Source organism: Vibrio sp. V04_P4A5T148 (assembly GCF_963875605.1).
Taxonomy (GTDB): domain Bacteria; phylum Pseudomonadota; class Gammaproteobacteria; order Enterobacterales; family Vibrionaceae; genus Vibrio; species Vibrio anguillarum.
On the sequence record NZ_CAWNMS010000025.1, the window covers coordinates 1 to 18328 of the forward strand.

Consider the following 18328-nt stretch of genomic DNA (forward strand, 5'->3'; position numbering starts at 1 on the left):
TTTTTGATTATCATCAACGAGTGCCCACACAGATTGATAGGTTTATATTGTTAAAGAGCGTTCTTCTCTGGCTTGCCGAGGCTTCCTTTGAAGAGGCGGCCATTCTAGCGAGATAATAAAAAGTGTCAAACACTTTATTAAATTATTTCGTCTTACCGATTTGACCTACTGATTGGCTGCTGGTTGGGCTTGAACCCTTACTGGCTGTGCCGTGTCAGTGAGGCGGCATTATAGGGAGAACGAAGATGAGTGCAAGCGGTTTTTAGAAAAAAGTACCTTCTGATAGCTCAAGTGAACAAAAAGACACCAAAGCGTTAAATATCGATTAATTAGCGACCTATTTCCCTCTCTAAATCTCCTTGTTATCACCAGAGCATTGAGGTGACACACTTCATATTGTGTGCTTTTCTTCGTCAATGAAAGCTCGCACTGAGGCAGTACAAAGAAGCATATTACTCATCACTATCGAAGAAATAAGAGATTCTAGAGCGTGGGTTAAGATAGTCTCGGATTTTATCCGGAAGTTTATGCGGAAGAATGGCATTAACAATTTTCAAATCTCGATCAGCTAAATCAATAATGGGCGCTTGGGTTCGCGGAACCGAAGGGTCGTAAATCAATACATTAGGATATAGTAAGTGGCTGGCGTTTACGGAGATGACTAACCCAACCATATTGTTAGAAAGCTGAACAACGGTTCCCGGAGGGAAAACGCCCATAAATTTAACCAATACGTTTAAGTTTTCGTTACTATATAAATGATTACAATGCTTATACATATAGGAAAGTGCAATATAAGGAATCTTCTGCTCTGCAACGATATTGGGATGACACAAATTATCAAATACATTCGCGACCGTAATGACCTGTGAAAGCTCATCAATAGCCGCTTCCTTTAAACCAAGCGGATACCCACTGCCGTCATTGAGTTCATGATGCTGTTCTATTACTCTCTTTGCACTTTCTGGAAAGCTATCGATATGACTCGCAATATCCAAACCATACTTAGTATGTAATTTGAGATAATTTTGTTCGGGCTCTGTCAGTGTTGTTTTCTTTCTAACAATCGCGGTGGGAACCTTAATTTTGCCTATATCATGAAACAGCGCAGCAAAAGCAAGTTCTTTGATTTTTTGAGCATCATACCCTTTCGCTTTTCCTATCATCATTGCAATGACCGAAACGTTGAGTGAATGAAAGTAGATGTCTTCAAACTCACTTTTGCCATTCATTAAATGCAGCGTAACGCTATCTTCACTCAGTAGCTTATCGACGATATCTTCAACCAAAATTGAAGCTTCATCTATCGCATCCTCTGGCCGATTGCGTATCTTGTTCATTACCGCACGCATACGGGATAGAGAACGCTCAAACTCTTTTTCACAGTTTAGAACTCGCCTACGATATGCGTTCAACTTTTCAATCCGTTTCTGCTTCTCTTCCCACAATTTTTTAGCCTCACTCTCCATCTCTGAAGATTCTTCTATGGCTTCCGGCTGCGTATTGACAGGTAAGGGTTGAGTATCGCTTTGCGCAGGATTGATATAAACATGTTGAATCCCCAAGTGTTTTATCAATTGAATCTGTTCTTGGGATTTAATCTTAAAGCTATTAAAAAGAAAGGGGTGTTCGTTCCACTTTACGGGCAACTTAATGTGCAGGCCAGGCTGCAATCTATCTACTGTGATTTTTATGCTTGCCACAATTTATATAACACCTTAAGTACTAAGTAGTTAATGAGTTTAAAAGAAGTCACCCAAAAGTTCATCAACTACATATTAGTAGTGTTGATATAAATGTGTATGGCTAGAAGCAAGAAATGTGCGCTGTTCAATATAGAAGTATGTGAAGGCTATCAAAAGAGTCCCATTCATCTAAGATAGTGGACTATTATTTCAAGGACAAAAACAACAAAGCCCCGACTTTCGTCGAGGCTTTGTTGTTTAAATTATGGTACCGGTGGGCGGACTTGAACCGCCACTCCCGAAGGAAACGGATTTTGAATCCGTCGTGTCTACCAATTTCACCACACCGGCATCTTGGGGATTGCCCTTTGATGATTGGCATTATACGTAAGAAAGTTATTGGCGCAATAACAAAATATTGAAATACAAATCGTTTGCCGATATTTTCGCCACAAACCTTCAAGCTGTACGTCTCTTCTCTTTTCAGATCCTCTTCGAGGCTATATGCTGCTGCAATTTCGCGAATACAAAAGATGTTTAGATATGATGAGTAACTCTATTTCTCTACCGCCTGCCGGATTACTACGCCGATTTGGTGCGCTCATTTACGATGCATTAATCATCATTGCTCTTGAGATGATGGCTGCTGGTGTTGTCGTTGCTATATTAGAAGCTCTCGTTGCGTTGAATGTGATGAGCTATGGCTCGTATGCAGATGTCAGCGACCTTCTCACTCGTCATCCCATTTGGAGCTATGTTTACACATTTTACCTTGCCGCTGTCTGGGTCTACTTCTTCGTCTTTTTCTGGACAAGAGCAGGCCAGACATTAGGGATGCGTGCTTGGCGACTTTTGATAATTAACGAACAAGATGGAAATTCAATCAGCGCCACGCAAGCTTTAATACGTTTGTTCACCTCAGGCTTTGGCTTGGCAAACCTCACCGTACCCTTTGATCAACAAAAAAGAGGGTTCCAAGATATTTGGGCCAAAACGAAAGTAGTGGTACTTCCTAAAGTTAATTGAGTCGGAATAACAAAAAGGAAGGTTTGCCCTTCCTTTTTGTTGATAGTTCTTACCTGTCATTTTTATTTAGAGTTTTCGTCTTAACAACATTACGGCAACGCTGAGAAACACCAAACTGGGTGCGACGGCACCAAACACTGGTGGGATACCATAAACAAGACTCAGTGGGCCGAAAAACTCACTGGAAATATAAAATGTAAAGCCTGCAATCACGCCTGACAAAATCCTTGCGCCCATAGTAACGCTGCGCAATGGCCCAAAAATAAACGATAATGCCATCAGCATCATCACAGCAATGGAAAAAGGTTGAGTGATTTTACGCCACAACGCTAGATCGTACCGTGAAGCATCTTGCTCCGACGTTTTTAAATAGCTGACATAATCATACAAGCCACTCAGTGACAACTCTTCAGGCTTGACCGTGACCACTGCTAGTTTGTCTGGAGCTAATGAAGTCGTCCAACGATATTCAGGTAATGTTTGCTTTGTTATCAATACATCATCGCGCATGTCGGTGATTTGAACATTTTTCATTACCCATTGATTGTCTTTATCGTAATCCACCTCTTCGGCAAAAAGGATGTTTTGCAAACTCTTATTGTTATCAAAGCGCCACATATTTAAGCCATAGAGTTTGTTGTCATCAATTTTACCAATAAAGATAAAATCATTCACATCGCGCGCCCACACACCGCTGCGCACTGAAACAATACTACCGCCAGAGAGAGAAAAAGCTCGCAGATCTCGCGCCATCTTCTGCGCTTGGGGTGCTCCCCATTGGCCAAGCAAGGTGACAATGATCATTAATGGCACTGCGGTTTTTAATACCGACATACCGATATTAAGCTTAGAAAACCCCGCAGCTTGCATGACAACGAGCTCAGAACTTGATGCCAACATACCTAACCCAATCAACGCACCGAGTAAGGCGGCCATAGGAAAAAACATCTCGATATCACGAGGAATGCTCAACACCACAAACAGTAAAGCTTGCAGTAAATCGTAGCTTCCTTCCCCGACTTTTCTCAATTGCTCAACATATTTGATAATGCCGGACAAACCAACAAAGGTCGCCAGCACTAACGAGGTTGTCGCAACAATAGTACGGCCGACGTATAAATCTAAAATCTTAAACACGCGTTATGCTGCCTTCTTTAGTCTTAGTTTATCTTTGAAGCGCCGCACTGGCACACTGTCCATGATATTCACTGAAATCGCCGCCAAAAGTAACGCAGCATTGATTGGCCACATACCGATCACCGTAGCAAGTGAGCCATCTTCAATGGCAGACTTGGTTGCGCTGATGGCCATAAAATAGGCCAAATAAATTAAGATTGCAGGTCCCATTTTCGCAAAGCGTCCTTGCCGAGGGTTAACCGCCGACAAAGGGACCACCAGCATGGTGAGTAACGGAATACAAATCACCAGAGAAATTCGCCATTGCAACTCAGCTTTCGCTCTTCGATCCGGGTTGGAAAGCAGATTGGATGTCGGTAACGCCTCCCAATCGCGTCCTTTGGGTTTAACTTCACGCTGGCCAATTAAACCTTCGTATTCGTCAAATTTTGTGATCATATAATCAACGCGTGTTGGCACGCCTTCATAGCGAATCCCGTCATACATGGTGATCATCTGACGGCCATCACTGAGCTCTTTAACATCACCAGAATTAGAGAACATCACACTCGGGAGTATCGAATCCTTTGGTGCAAGCTGCGCAACAAACACATTATGCAGTTTTTTGTTTTCAATATTTTCGATGAAAACCACCGAGGAACCATCCGGTGTGCGTTGAAATTGTCCTTTCTGTAGCAAATCAACGCTATTTTCTGCTGCAAGCTGCTCCATTAATTGTGCTTCTTTATCTTGGCTCCAAGGCGCCAACCAGAATGCGTTAAATGCTGCAGCACCTGAAGTGATCAAAGCCAAATAGAGTGCAGCACGGATCAAAAATTTATTGCCGATGCCAGTGGCATTCATCACCGTAATTTCGCTTTCTGCGTACAAACGTCCAAAAGTCAGTAAGATGCCGATATACAAACTCAAAGGCAGCATTAATAACCCCATTGCGGGCATATTTAAACTTACAATAGATAAGATCATTCGTGCTGGAATGTCACCATCGGAAGCTTCAGCCAAAACGCGAATAAATCGTTGGCTAAGAAACACGAGAAACAGTACGAAAAAGATCGCAAATTGGCTCTTGAGTGTCTCGCGGATCAAATATCTAACAATAATCACGCTGAAATTACCTATACAAAACTTGTTTTTTTGATTGAATCACTATAATTTCCCGTTGAACCTTTTATTTTTAAAATTTTCACTAACTGTTAGGCGTTCAATTAAAAGTAGATCCAAACTCGGATTCAACCACTAAGAGCGCATTATCTAACATTTAGTTCTATTTGTCTTCAGGATGTAGGAGTACGCATGGAGTTCAGTGTAAAAAGTGGCAGTCCAGAGAAACAACGTAGCGCATGTATCGTTGTTGGAGTGTTCGAACCACGCCGCCTTTCTCCAGTAGCAGAGCAGCTTGATAAAATCAGCGACGGCTATATTAGTTCACTACTTCGCCGTGGTGATCTCGAGGGTAAACCCGGCCAGATGCTACTGCTGCATCAAGTCCCTGGTGTTCTGTCTGAACGCGTTTTACTGGTAGGTTGTGGTAAAGAGCGCGAATTAGGCGAACGTCAGTACAAAGAAATCATTCAAAAAACCATCAGCACACTGAACGAAACGGGTTCAATGGAAGCCGTATGTTTTCTGACTGAACTACACGTTAAAGGCCGCGATACTTATTGGAAAGTACGCCAAGCGGTTGAAGCAACGAAAGATGGTCTGTACACCTTTGATCAATTCAAGAGCGTGAAACCGGAGACTCGCCGCCCACTGCGCAAACTTGTCTTTAACGTACCGACTCGCCGTGAGCTTAACTTAGGTGAGCGCGCGATTACACACGGCCTTGCGATTGCATCCGGTGTGAAAGCGTCGAAAGATCTTGGCAATATGCCACCCAACATTGCCAACCCAGCTTATCTTGCATCTCAAGCGCGCCGCTTAGCGGACGACTACGAGAGCGTCACCACCAAAATCATTGGTGAAGAAGAGATGGAAAAGTTGGGCATGACCTCTTATCTCGCCGTCGGTCGTGGCTCAAAAAATGAGTCGATGATGTCGGTCATTGAGTACAAAGGCAACCCAGATCCAGATGCAAAACCAATTGTGTTGGTGGGTAAAGGCCTAACGTTTGATTCCGGCGGTATTTCATTAAAACCAGGCGAAGGCATGGATGAAATGAAGTATGACATGTGCGGTGCGGCGTCAGTCTTTGGCGCAATGAAAGCATTGGCTAAATTGAAATTGCCATTAAATGTCGTGGGTATCTTAGCCGGTTGTGAAAACATGCCAGGCAGCAATGCCTATCGCCCTGGTGACATTCTCACGACTATGTCTGGCCAAACGGTTGAAGTACTCAATACCGATGCCGAAGGTCGCTTAGTTCTATGTGATGCACTCACTTACGTTGAGCGTTTTGAACCCGATTGCGTGGTAGATGTGGCAACACTAACTGGCGCTTGTGTGATTGCATTAGGTCACCACATCAGTGGCGTGGTTTCAAACCACAACCCATTAGCGCATGAATTGGTTAATGCTTCAGAACAAGCAAGCGATCGCGCATGGCGTCTACCAATGGCCGACGAGTACCATGAGCAGCTAAAGAGTCCATTTGCTGATATGGCAAACATCGGTGGTCGCCCTGGTGGTACGATTACCGCTGGCTGCTTCTTATCTAAATTTGCTAAGAAATATAACTGGGCGCATTTGGATATTGCTGGCACGGCATGGAAGTCAGGAGCAGCAAAAGGATCAACAGGTCGTCCCGTCTCATTGCTCGTCCAGTTCTTATTGAACCGCAGCGGCCAAGAGTCTGAGGAATAACCTCAAAATGTGAAAAGGGCCGCAAGGCCCTTTTTTGTTGATGAGCGATTAGATAGTAGGTGACAACATGCAGCGAGCCACCTTTTACATTGTGAACGAAGAAAGCCCTCAAGCAACGCTGGCAGGCTTTGAGCAATATGTCCTATTTCTGGCTCATCACTTCGCCAAACAAGGGGCAAAAATTTATCTGCATTGTGATGATAAAACTCACGCTGAACAGTTTGCTGAACATTTATGGCAAGTGCCTGCAGAACAGTTTGTCGCGCACAATCTGGTGGGTGAAGGTCCGAAATACTCAACTCATATCGAGATTGGCTACCCCAACGTCAAACCCAATTGGAATCGTCAACTGGTAATAAATGTGGCGGATAATCATACAACCTTTGCGAACGCCTTTGCTGAGGTGGTAGACTTCGTCCCCTGCGAAGAAAAAGCAAAGCAACGAGCACGCGAAAGGTATAAAATCTACCGTCAAGCTGGCTACCAATTGCAAACAATCGAGATCCAACATCCATAGGTCAAACCTTATAGTTAAGGCGATCTTTAACAAGATCCTTCACTTATGAAGTTTGACTAAGATTAACCATTCACAGTATCCATTTAAGAGCACTATGGAAAAGACATATAACCCAACAGCAATCGAACAAGCTCTGTATCAGACTTGGGAAGAGAACGGCTACTTTAAGCCTCACGGTGATACATCAAAAGAAGCGTACAGCATCATGATCCCACCGCCGAACGTCACTGGTAGCCTTCATATGGGTCACGCATTCCAAGACACCATTATGGATACTTTGATCCGCTGCGAACGCATGAAAGGCAAAAATACCTTATGGCAAGTGGGTACAGACCACGCCGGTATTGCTACCCAAATGGTGGTTGAACGTAAAATTGCTGCTGAAGAAGGCAAAACCAAGCATGACTACGGTCGCGAAGCGTTTATCGACAAAATTTGGGAATGGAAAGGCGAATCAGGTGGCACCATCACTAAACAGCTTCGCCGCCTTGGCGCATCGGTAGACTGGGATCGTGAACGATTCACTATGGATGCGGGCCTATCCAATGCCGTTCAAGAAGTGTTTGTTCGCCTTTACCAAGAAGATTTACTCTACCGTGGTAAACGTCTTGTGAACTGGGATCCAAAACTGCACACTGCAATTTCTGATCTAGAAGTAGAAAACAAAGACGTCAAAGGTCACATGTGGCACTTCCGTTACCCACTGGCTGACGGCGTAAAAACAGCAGACGGTAAAGACTACATTGTTGTTGCGACCACTCGTCCTGAAACCATGCTGGGTGACACAGGTGTAGCGGTTAACCCTGAAGATCCACGCTACCAAGCTCTGATCGGTAAAGAGATCATGCTGCCAATCGTCAATCGCCGCATTTCTATCGTGGGCGATGAGCACGCAGACATGGAAAAAGGCACAGGCTGTGTGAAGATCACCCCTGCTCACGATTTCAATGACTATGAAGTCGGTAAGCGCCACCAACTGCCGATGATCAACATTTTCACCTTTGATGCCAACATTCGTGACGCCGCCGAAGTGTTCAACACCAATGGTGAACCAAGTGACGCTTACAGCAGCGATCTTCCTGCTAAATACCAAGGCATGGAGCGCTTTGCGGCACGTAAAGCCATCGTAGCTGAATTTGAAGCTCTCGGCCTGCTTGAAGAAATCAAAGATCACGACCTCACCATTCCTTACGGTGACCGTGGTGGTGTGGTTATCGAACCGATGCTGACCGACCAATGGTACGTACGCACAGCGCCACTAGCGGAAGTCGCAACCAAAGCCGTTGAAGATGGCGAGATTCAATTTGTGCCTAAGCAGTACGAAAACATGTACTTCTCATGGATGCGTGACGTGCAAGATTGGTGTATCTCACGCCAACTTTGGTGGGGTCATCGTATTCCTGCTTGGTATGACAACGACGGCAACGTTTATGTCGGCCGTAACGAAGAAGAAGTGCGCGAACAAAACAACCTAGCACCAGTGGTGGTACTGCGCCAAGATGATGATGTATTGGACACTTGGTTCTCCTCTGCTCTTTGGACTTTTGGTACACAAGGCTGGCCAGAAAATACTGAGGCACTAAAAACATTCCACCCGTCTGACGTTCTTGTTACTGGTTTTGACATCATCTTCTTCTGGGTTGCACGCATGATCATGATGACCATGCACTTCTGTAAAGATGAGAATGGTAAACCACAAGTGCCATTTAAAACTGTTTATGTCACAGGCCTTATCCGTGATGAAAACGGCGACAAAATGTCAAAATCTAAAGGCAACGTGCTTGATCCTATCGACATGATCGATGGTATTGATCTTGAATCTCTGGTTGAAAAACGTTGTGGCAACATGATGCAGCCACAGCTTGCAGCCAAGATCGAGAAAAATACACGTAAAACCTTTGAAAATGGTATCGAACCTTATGGAACCGACGCACTGCGTTTCACGCTAGCAGCGATGGCTTCAACCGGTCGTGATATCAACTGGGACATGAAACGCCTAGAAGGTTACCGCAACTTCTGTAACAAACTCTGGAACGCGAGCCGTTACGTGTTGATGAATACCGAAGATCTTGATTGTGGCTTCAACGCAGGTAGCGAGCTTGAGTATTCGTTAGCCGATAAATGGATCGAATCTCAATTTGAATTGACGGCTAAAGAGTTCAACAACCATATCAACAACTTCCGTTTAGATATGGCGGCAAATACCCTTTACGAATTCATCTGGAACCAATTCTGCGACTGGTACTTAGAGCTGACTAAACCCGTATTATGGAAAGGCAGTGAAGCGCAGCAACGCGCAACGCGCCGTACATTAATTACGGTATTAGAGAAAACATTACGCCTCGCGCACCCAGTAATCCCGTATATCACTGAAACTATTTGGCAAAGCATTAAGCCATTAGTGGACGGCGTTGAAGGTAACACCATCATGCTGCAAGCGCTGCCTCAGTATGATGAAGCTAACTTCAACCAAGCAGCGCTGGATGATATCGAATGGGTGAAAGCCTTTATTACTAGCATTCGCAACCTACGTGCCGAGTACGATATCAACCCAGGCAAACCTCTTAACGTGATGCTAAAAGCCGCCAACAAGCAAGAAGTGGCACGTTTAGAAGCGAACAAAGCGGTACTGTTGTCACTGGCTAAACTGGAGGCACTACGCGTTCTTGAAGAGGGTGAAGAGACTCCTGCTTGTGCAACGGCGCTGGTTGGTCAATCTGAACTGATGATCCCAATGGCTGGTTTGATTGATAAAGATGCGGAGCTAGAGCGCTTAGCAAAAGAGATTGCTAAAACTCAAGGCGAAATCAAACGCATTGAAGGCAAACTCAATAACCAAGGGTTCGTCGCTAAAGCACCCGAAGCCGTTGTCGCTATCGAGCGTCAAAAGCTGAATGGCTATCAAGATACCTTGGTTAAACTGGAAGAACAGAAAGCGACCATAGCCGCGCTATAATCGCGATTGCGTTATCATTAAAAAGGTCGGTGTGAAAATACCGACCTTTTTTATTTATTCACGCCATCAGCAGACGCGATTTTTGTGCTCTCCACGCTCAAACGCGGCAATGTTATCCATCAAAATCGTTGCCAATTGTGAAATAGCTGAGTCACTACCCCATGCCACGTGCGGTGTGAGCAACAAATTTGGCAAATCCATATTGGCTAGTAAGGGATTTGTTTTATCCGCTGGTTCTCGACTGAATACATCCACTCCAGCGCCAGCAATTTGCCCAGATTTCAATGCTGTCACAAGTGCTTGCTCATCAACCAAACCACCACGGCCTGCGTTAATCAACAATGCATTAGGCTTCATCATCTTTAATTCGTTCTCACCTATCAGGTTTCGGGTTTGCTCGCTCAATGGGCAATGTAAACTCACAACATCCGCCTCCGCTAACATTTGTTCAAAGGGCATAAAACCTTGTCGGCATAACTTGGCCCCCTTTCGTTCAGAAAATATCACCTGCATGCCTATCGCTCGTGCTAACGTTGCAGTTGCCTGTCCGAGCGCGCCACTCCCCACAATACCAAGCGTTGAACCTGCAACATCCCCTATCGGATGAGTAAAAAAGCAAAATTGTTGATTGCGCTGCCACTCACCATTGGCAATATCTTGATGATAAGCAAACAAGTTACGCCTTAAGGCATAAATCATCCCAACTACATGTTCCGGAACAGAACGGGTGGCATAGCCTTGAACATTCACCAGTACGATGCCTGCTTCACGACAGTAATCGACATCGACATTATTGACGCCTGTGGCCGACACAGCAATCAAGCGCAATTTCGGACATTGTGAGAGTAGCGCCCTATCCAGCACCACTTTATTGGTGATTACGATATCGGCTTGAGATAGGCGATCGAGCGCTTGTTCGGCAGAAGTAAAGTCAAACTCAAGCCAATGATGAGCAAAAGGTAAGCTCGGCAATCGAATATAAGCAGGGATTGTGGCCCTATCGAGAAAGACAACCGTGGGTAGTGACATATTAGCTCCTTGTCGCCACCCACATCACACTAAGGTCGGGGCAACGTTTTGTAATCTGGTAATTTTCGCTCAGGATCAAAGTGTTGCAAAATTTGCTCTTGTGCTTCGGGATAAAAATCACAGCCGACAAAAATATTGCGCAGCCAATGACTCTTTGGGTGATAAAAACTGAGCTCTGCGGCATGCAGCGCTAAGCGATCGGAAAAATCTTGCGCTTCTTGCGGGGCATAAAACTCATCACCCACAATCGGATAACCCAAAGCTTGCATGTGAACACGTAATTGGTGCGAACGGCCAGTTACGGGAAGAAGACGTACAATTGTCGTTTTTTCTTCTCTTTTCGCTACTTGATATAAAGTTTTTGATGGTTTCCCATCTTCAAAGCAGACTTTCTGTTTAGGCCGATTTGGCCAATCGCAAATCAGGGGCAATTCAACCGCCCCCTCGTCAAGTTCCATTACGCCCCACACGCGAGCGTAATAAATTTTATGCGTTAAACGGTATTGAAACTGCTTTTTCAATGCCCCTTCCGCGTATTTATTTTTTGCCAGCACCATCAAGCCAGAAGTCGACATATCCAAACGATGCACAACTTGGATCTCTGGATATTGCTCAGCCAAACGACTCCACATACTGTCGTGATGCTCAGGCAAGCGTCCTGGAACCGACAGCAGACCTGAAGGTTTATTCACCGCGAGAATCTGATCATCTTCATAGACAATATCAATCCAAGGATCTGTGGGCGGCGTGTATTCAAGCATAGCCATCGAAGGTTTCTCCTAAAAAAATCGGCGCATTATAACAACCTCTCCGCCAAGCCAATAGAGAAGAGTCATCTTAGTTTCGTTAAATCACGAAATCGTCAGTAAGTTAGCCTTGCTTAGAAATATCACTTGAAATGTAACTTAAAATTGACAGATTAACTGGGTGTGATATTGATTGATGAGCTTGACATTAAAGTCAGCTTCAAAAGCAAAAATTATAAATAACACAACATCAAGTCTAAGGAACAAGAATGGAACACAGCGTCCCTTATCAATCGGCCAAACGTTTAACCCTGCCACAACTGCTTCGTTCACTCGGGCCGGGCATTATGATGGCAGCAGCAGCCGTCGGCGGCTCTCATCTCGTCGCGTCAACTCAAGCAGGTGCAATTTATGGCTGGCAACTCGCAGGCCTCATTTTGCTGGTCAACTTATTAAAATACCCCTTTTTTAAGGCTGGCATTCAATACACCATGGGGACAGGCAAAAGTTTAGTACAAGGCTATGCTCATCTCGGGCGCGCTTACTTATGGGTTTTTGCCCTCTTAAGCGTGGTATCGGCCATTATAAACACCGCCGCGTTACTGCTGTTTAGCGCCAGCTTACTGGCCTATTTTGTCCCTTTTGAGCTAGGCAATATTGTTCTTTCCGTGATTGTGCTGACCACTTGTTTGCTGATCCTTTTTGCAGGCCACTTTCGCGCGCTCGACTCACTTTCTAAAATTATTATGGCAGTACTGACAATCGCCACCTTACTCGCCGTGGTGATTGCCGTCGCAACCCCAGCGCAGATAGTGGTAGAAACCATTTCACCTTCACCTTGGACACTCGCCGCGATCGGTTTTTTGGTGGTGACAATGGGCTGGATGCCCGCACCCATTGAGATTTCGAGCATCACTTCGGTGTGGCTCAAGCGTCAATGCCAAGAGCAGCAAGTGACGCCGCAATCCGCACTATTTGATTTCAATGTGGGCTATATCGGTACTGCAATCTTGGCGATTGTATTTTTGGCGCTTGGTGCCTTAGTACTACACGGAACAGGCGTTGAGCTCTCTAAATCTGGCGTCGGCTTTTCGCATCAATTGGTCGGATTGTACGCTTCAACCATAGGTGAGTGGTCACGTTATTTAATTGCAGTGATCGCCTTTTTCTGTATTTTTGGCAGTACCATCACCGTCATTGATGGCTATTCACGAGTGATTGCAGAATCACAACGTCTTTTGCAAAACAAAGAGAGCCAAAGCCCACGTTGCTACCAAGCTTGGGTCCTCGTGGTATCGGCTTTAGCGCTGGCCATCATTGCCTTTTGGGCTTCTGCACTGATGCCAATGCTGAATTTTGCGATGATCATGGCATTTATGACCACGCCAATTTTTGCGCTGCTCAACTATATTCTGGTGACTAAAACACCTTTACCGGCTGAACTCGCAGTAGGAAAAAAACTCAAAGCACTGTCTATCGTAGGGCTTGTTTATCTGTTTGGCTTTTTAGCGCTATTTATTTGGTGGAAGTGGCTTATGTAACAGCAGATAAAACAAAGGCCTTATGAAAAAGGCCTTTATTGTTTTTAATGTCCGCCACAAGGGCCAAGTAAAGGGATCAGTTATGCGTCACAACGATTAAACGCAACGAATCCAGTTGGAATTGCGCTTTACCGATGTAACCGCTTAACTCGTTAATCTGCTCTTCAATCGCGCTGATCTCTTCATCACGAATGTTCGGGTTGACTGCTTTAAGCGCCAATAAGCGCTCCAGTTCACCGTTTAAGCTCGACTGCATCTCTTTCTGCGCTTGTTCACGAATCGCTTCAACACGGCTCACAACTTGGCTTTCACTGGCAGCAATTAAGCTATGCACATCATTTTGTACCGACGTAACGAGCTTGCTGGCCAAATGACGATTCACTGGGCTTAATTGGCGGTTGAAGCTTTCAAACTCAACTTGCGCGGAGAGATCATTACCACGCGCATCCATCATCAAACGGATCGGTGTTTGAGGAAGGAAGCGGCTGATACCACTGCGTTTTGGCGCTTGTGCATCCACCACATAGATCAACTCAAGTAGCAAAGTCCCAACAGGCAGAGCTTTATTTTTCAGCAGAGAAACCGCCGATGTTCCCACGCCTTCGCTCATCAGTAGGTCGATCCCGCCTTGAATCATCGGGTGTTCCCAACTGATGAAATTCATATCTTCACGCGATAATGCCGTATCACGATCAAAAGTGATGGTCGCTCCTTCATACGGCAAACCGGGGTAGCTTGGCACCATCATGTGCTCTGATGGTGTGACCACCAGCGCGTTTTCACCCCGATCATCTTGGTTTAAACCGATCGCATCAAATAAGCTCAAAGCGAAAGTAACCAAGTTAGTATCGCCATCCGTTGATGCTATACTTTCGACGATTTTCAATGCTTTTTCGCCACCGTTTGAATGCATTTCAAGCAATCGGTCACGCCCTTGTTCAAGCTGAGCCTTCAACGTTTTGTTGAGCGTTGCCGACTGTTCAATGATCTCATCCAACGTATCGATATTTCCCGAAGCCAGCATGTCAATCAGATCATCGGCATATTTATCATACACAGCGCGGCCTGTTGGGCAGGTTTCAGCAAATGCATTCAAGCCTTCATCAAACCAACGCGCCAAAATCGCTTGCGATGTGCCTTTAAGGTACGGCACATGGATATCGATATCACGGTGTTGACCAATACGATCCAAACGGCCAATGCGTTGCTCTAAAAGATCTGGGTTAAACGGCAGATCAAACATCACCAACTGGTTAGCAAATTGGAAGTTACGCCCTTCAGAGCCGATTTCACTACAGATAAGCACTTGCGCGCCACCCTCTTCTTGTGCGAAATAAGCGGCGGCTTTATCACGTTCTAAAATCGACATACCTTCATGAAAAACGGTGGCGCGAATGCCTTCACGCTCACGCAGTGCTTGCTCCAGTTGTAACGCGGTGCTAGCGCGAGAAGCGATCACTAAAATCTTTTCGCTGCGTTTTTCTTTCACTTTTTCAAGCAGCCAATTCACGCGAGAATCGAACTGCCACCAACTTGCATCATCGCCTTCAAACTCTTGGAAAATCTCTTCGGGGTAGAGCATTTTCATCGCGCGAGCCTGAGCACTGAGCTTACCGCCGATCATGCCAGCCACTCGCATCGAGGTGGTGTATTGCGCGGGGATTTCCATCGGCATCAAGTGCACATTACGCACAGGGAATCCTTTAATCGCAGCGCGGGTGTTTCTAAACAGCACGCGGCCAGTGCCATGGCGATCCATCAGATTATCAATCAGCTCTTGGCGAGCAGAGGCTTTGCTCTCTTCATCGGCATCGCTTTCAATAATGCGAAACAGCGGCTCAACATCTTGTTCTGAAAGTAGCTCAGTTATTTGGTTTTTGGCTTCGTTTTGCAACTTCTCACCCGAAAACAGGGCACTGACGGAATCGGCTACGGGCGCATATTGCTCTTCTTCTTCAACGAACGCCTCGTAATCGTAAAAACGATCGGGATCGAGCAAACGCAAACGCGCAAAGTGGCTTTCACGGCCCAATTGCTCCGGCGTTGCCGTTAGCAGCAATACCGCTGGGGTGTTTTGCGCTAGCCCTTCGACCACTTGGTATTCGCGGCTTGGTTTATCTTGGCTCCATTCTAGATGGTGCGCTTCATCCACCACCAATAGATCCCACTCCGCCTCAAGTGCTTGTTCAAAACGTTGACGACTTTTACGCAGAAAATCGAGCGAACAAAGCACATATTGCTGAGTATCAAAAGGGTTGTGTGCTTCAGCGAACGCTTCAACACAGCGCTCCTCATCAAAAATGGAGAAATGAAGATTAAAGCGACGCATCATCTCCACCAACCATTGGTGCTGCAAGGTTTCCGGCACCACAATCAAAATACGTTCCGCACGGCCAGAAAGCACTTGTTGATGAATGATCATCCCCGCTTCAATGGTTTTACCTAACCCCACTTCATCAGCTAATAACACGCGGGGCGCATGGCGACGGCCAACCTCATGTGCGATATAAAGCTGATGAGGAATCAGGCCCGCGCGCATGCCACATAAACCACGCATTGGGCTTTTGTGTTGTTGATATTGGTTAGTCAGGGCGCGATAACGCAACACAAAGTTATCCATGCGATCAATTTGACCTGCGAACAATTTATCTTGCGGTTTGTTGAAACGGATTTGGTGGCTTAAGAAAATTTCACGTAGCGCCACGCCGCTTTCATCGTTGTCTTCGCGCGTGCCGAGATAAGTGAGTAGTCCTTGTTCTTCAACAACTTGCTCAACGCGTAGCGACCAGCCTTCTTGGCTTTCAACCACATCGCCGCTATTGAACGTCACTCGTGTTACCGGGGCGTCACTGCGTGCATAAACGCGGTTTTCTTCTGATGCAGCAAACATCAAGGTCACAGTACGCGCATCAAGCGCTACCACAGTACCTAAACCAAGATCACTTTCTGTATCGCTTATCCAGCGTTGCCCCAAAGCAAAACTCATGAATCGACTACCTTATTTATTTGGAATGGATTGTATCGATCTGCTACCACGTGAAGGCAACTCCTAATTATGATTGTTGTTGGAGTGTGGTGCAGAAAAAGGTCGCTAATCTTACTTGATGGCGTGATACAGGTCACGTGTAAAGCGAAGGATAACCAAGATTTTTTTCTTCAACTTTTGGTTGACATCAAACTGTAAGAAATCGGTGGCATTTGTAGTAAACAAGGTTGCTATACTTGTTGTAACGATGCTTGCTTTGCCAGTCAAAAGGATGACTCTGGCACGAAGCATGCAGACCAAACAGACAATGAGTATCAACACAGGCTTGCAGTAAGTCATCGAGCAATCGAGTCACTACCGGCATCCATTGATCGATAACCTCTACTTGCTGGCATCTTTTGTTAAGCACGCTGCACAGCAGCAAGGAGACGCTTATGGGCGATACCGATCGGAAACTGTTTGTACTTGATACCAACATCCTGCTTCATGAACCTTTAGCCATATACTCCTTCCAAGAGCATGACGTGGTCATTCCGATGACCGTTCTTGAAGAACTTGACCGGATCAAAGACAGTAAACGCGATGTTGCACGAGATGCGCGGGTCGCAATTCGTGCTTTAGAGCACTTATTCCACGATGCCACCCCAGACGAAATTACCGAAGGTATTCCATTTTCTAAAGAGGCCAGCAAGACGGGAACTATCTCGATCCTTGCCGACTTTGAGTTGCAAGAAACCGTCAAAGCCTTTGCTGACAAAGCTGGCGACAACCGTATCCTCAATGCTGTTCTTTACCTGCAAGCGAAACGAGCGCCACGCGCTGTGGTTCTCATCACCAAAGACATCAACATGCGATTGCGCGCTAAAGGTGCAGGCGTGCGCTATGTTGAGGATTACCGCACAGACCAACTGATTGATGATGTGCAGTACCTGACCAAAGGCTTCCAAGTTCGTGAAGGAAACTTTTGGAACAACGTCGATGAAGTTGAGAGTAGAACCGTCGGCGGAAAAGCCTTCCATACGCTAGATAAGGCGCCGTTTGACCCGACCTTTATTAATCAATATGTCATTGATGAAGAAAGCGATTTTTCGGCGCGCGTGCATGAAATCAACACAGACAGAATTACGCTGCTTGATATTGGCCGCGAGAGAATGATGCACCGCAAAGCGTGGGACATCACCCCGAAAAATATCTACCAAGCGATGGCTCTTGATGCCTTGCTTGATCCAAGCATTGATTTGGTGATTTTAACCGGAGCCGCTGGTAGCGGGAAAACGCTGCTCGCGATGGCCGCCGCTCTTGAACAAACCATTGAGAAGAAGATGTTCGATAAGATTATCGTCACCCGTAACACGCCAGATATCGGAGAATCGATCGGCTTCTTACCCGGAACAGAGGAAGAGAAAATGATGCCGTGGCTGGCGGCGGTTACGGATACATTAGAAGCCTTGCACAAAAACGATCACTGCACCGAAGGTTCACTCAAATACATCTGCGATAAAGCCAATATCCAGTTTAAATCGATCAACTTTATGCGTGGGCGCTCAATCCAAAATGCCTTTGTGCTACTCGATGAGTGTCAAAATTTAACCGCTTCTCAAATCAAAACTATCATCACGCGCTGTGGTGAGGGCACTAAAATTGTCTGTTCTGGTAACTTAGCGCAGATTGATTCCCACTACTTAACCCCGGTGACCTCGGGTTTGACCTACATGGTTGAGCGCTTTAAAAACTTCGAAGGCAGCGCCAACATTCACTTAAACGGCGTCGTTCGCAGCCGCTTGGCCGAATTCGCTGAAGAGAATTTATAGTCACATTAGGCGAGATATTATTAATATCTCGCCTTTATTTTAAAATAATTATTCACAAATTTAGCATTTATATGTTTTACTAAGGCCATTCA

Annotated in this window: 12 protein-coding genes and 1 tRNA gene; 6 read left to right on the forward strand and 7 right to left on the reverse strand. The window is 45.6% G+C overall.

All coding sequences use genetic code 11. The features are described from left to right. Positions 1 to 452: 452 nt before the first annotated feature. Together AACT18_RS03480 and AACT18_RS03485 are read right to left on the reverse strand one after the other, a co-directional pair. Positions 453 to 1703, reverse strand: a complete 1251-nt coding sequence (locus AACT18_RS03480; RefSeq protein WP_094143316.1) for an HD-GYP domain-containing protein — start codon at positions 1701 to 1703, stop codon at positions 453 to 455. A gap of 248 nt (positions 1704 to 1951) precedes the next feature. Next, positions 1952 to 2036, reverse strand: a tRNA-Leu gene (locus AACT18_RS03485). 153 nt (positions 2037 to 2189) lie between these two features. Between AACT18_RS03485 and AACT18_RS03490 the strand changes: the two genes are divergently transcribed. Next, positions 2190 to 2711, forward strand: coding sequence for an RDD family protein (locus AACT18_RS03490; protein WP_013855999.1), 522 nt, complete (start codon positions 2190 to 2192; stop codon positions 2709 to 2711). A gap of 66 nt (positions 2712 to 2777) precedes the next feature. Here AACT18_RS03490 and lptG read toward each other — a convergent pair whose 3' ends face one another. After that, positions 2778 to 3848, reverse strand: a complete 1071-nt coding sequence (gene lptG / locus AACT18_RS03495) for an LPS export ABC transporter permease LptG (RefSeq protein ID WP_013855998.1) — start codon at positions 3846 to 3848, stop codon at positions 2778 to 2780. 3 nt (positions 3849 to 3851) lie between these two features. Then, the gene (gene lptF, locus AACT18_RS03500; RefSeq protein ID WP_013855997.1) at positions 3852 to 4952 is read right to left on the reverse strand and encodes an LPS export ABC transporter permease LptF; all 1101 of its coding nucleotides are present in this window, start codon (positions 4950 to 4952) and stop codon (positions 3852 to 3854) included. 189 nt (positions 4953 to 5141) lie between these two features. Between lptF and pepA the strand changes: the two genes are divergently transcribed. From pepA to AACT18_RS03515, 3 genes are all read left to right on the forward strand, one after another. Continuing rightward, the gene (pepA, locus tag AACT18_RS03505) at positions 5142 to 6650 is read left to right on the forward strand and encodes a leucyl aminopeptidase (RefSeq protein WP_010318842.1); all 1509 of its coding nucleotides are present in this window, start codon (positions 5142 to 5144) and stop codon (positions 6648 to 6650) included. Positions 6651 to 6717: 67 nt separating this feature from the next. Further along, positions 6718 to 7167, forward strand: coding sequence for a DNA polymerase III subunit chi (locus tag AACT18_RS03510; protein ID WP_017043380.1), 450 nt, complete (start codon positions 6718 to 6720; stop codon positions 7165 to 7167). A 94-nt stretch (positions 7168 to 7261) separates the two neighbouring features. Beyond that, positions 7262 to 10123: a valine--tRNA ligase gene (locus tag AACT18_RS03515; protein ID WP_094125736.1), complete on the forward strand. Its 2862-nt coding sequence runs from the start codon at positions 7262 to 7264 to the stop codon at positions 10121 to 10123. A 66-nt stretch (positions 10124 to 10189) separates the two neighbouring features. Here the strand turns inward: AACT18_RS03515 and AACT18_RS03520 are convergent, their stop codons facing one another. Beyond that, the gene (locus AACT18_RS03520; RefSeq protein ID WP_094125737.1) at positions 10190 to 11152 is read right to left on the reverse strand and encodes a D-2-hydroxyacid dehydrogenase; all 963 of its coding nucleotides are present in this window, start codon (positions 11150 to 11152) and stop codon (positions 10190 to 10192) included. A gap of 29 nt (positions 11153 to 11181) precedes the next feature. Further along, the gene (locus tag AACT18_RS03525) at positions 11182 to 11919 is read right to left on the reverse strand and encodes an RluA family pseudouridine synthase (protein ID WP_094125738.1); all 738 of its coding nucleotides are present in this window, start codon (positions 11917 to 11919) and stop codon (positions 11182 to 11184) included. Between the two features lie 248 nt (positions 11920 to 12167). On the opposite strand from AACT18_RS03525, the gene AACT18_RS03530 reads away from it, so the two are divergent. Further along, positions 12168 to 13439, forward strand: a complete 1272-nt coding sequence (locus tag AACT18_RS03530) for an NRAMP family divalent metal transporter (protein WP_094125739.1) — start codon at positions 12168 to 12170, stop codon at positions 13437 to 13439. A gap of 76 nt (positions 13440 to 13515) precedes the next feature. On the opposite strand, the gene rapA is transcribed toward AACT18_RS03530, so the two are convergent. After that, positions 13516 to 16425, reverse strand: a complete 2910-nt coding sequence (rapA, locus tag AACT18_RS03535; RefSeq protein WP_013855992.1) for an RNA polymerase-associated protein RapA — start codon at positions 16423 to 16425, stop codon at positions 13516 to 13518. Positions 16426 to 16859: 434 nt separating this feature from the next. On the opposite strand from rapA, the gene AACT18_RS03540 reads away from it, so the two are divergent. Next, positions 16860 to 18236 carry a PhoH family protein gene (locus AACT18_RS03540; protein WP_026028555.1) on the forward strand — a complete coding sequence of 459 codons (1377 nt, stop codon included), beginning with the start codon at positions 16860 to 16862 and terminating at the stop codon, positions 18234 to 18236. Positions 18237 to 18328: the final 92 nt, after the last annotated feature.

Excerpts from the sequence above, each read along its gene's own strand:
- AACT18_RS03490 (WP_013855999.1), top strand. The coding sequence starts at position 2,190 with ATGCTGCTGCAATTTCGCGAATACAAAAGATGTTTAGATATGATGAGT.
- pepA (WP_010318842.1), top strand. The coding sequence starts at position 5,142 with ATGGAGTTCAGTGTAAAAAGTGGCAGTCCAGAGAAACAACGTAGCGCA.
- AACT18_RS03510 (WP_017043380.1), top strand. The coding sequence starts at position 6,718 with ATGCAGCGAGCCACCTTTTACATTGTGAACGAAGAAAGCCCTCAAGCA.
- AACT18_RS03515 (WP_094125736.1), top strand. The coding sequence starts at position 7,262 with ATGGAAAAGACATATAACCCAACAGCAATCGAACAAGCTCTGTATCAG.
- AACT18_RS03520 (WP_094125737.1), bottom strand. The coding sequence starts at position 11,152 with ATGTCACTACCCACGGTTGTCTTTCTCGATAGGGCCACAATCCCTGCT.
- AACT18_RS03525 (WP_094125738.1), bottom strand. The coding sequence starts at position 11,919 with ATGGCTATGCTTGAATACACGCCGCCCACAGATCCTTGGATTGATATT.
- AACT18_RS03530 (WP_094125739.1), top strand. The coding sequence starts at position 12,168 with ATGGAACACAGCGTCCCTTATCAATCGGCCAAACGTTTAACCCTGCCA.
- rapA (WP_013855992.1), bottom strand. The coding sequence starts at position 16,425 with ATGAGTTTTGCTTTGGGGCAACGCTGGATAAGCGATACAGAAAGTGAT.
- AACT18_RS03540 (WP_026028555.1), top strand. The coding sequence starts at position 16,860 with ATGGGCGATACCGATCGGAAACTGTTTGTACTTGATACCAACATCCTG.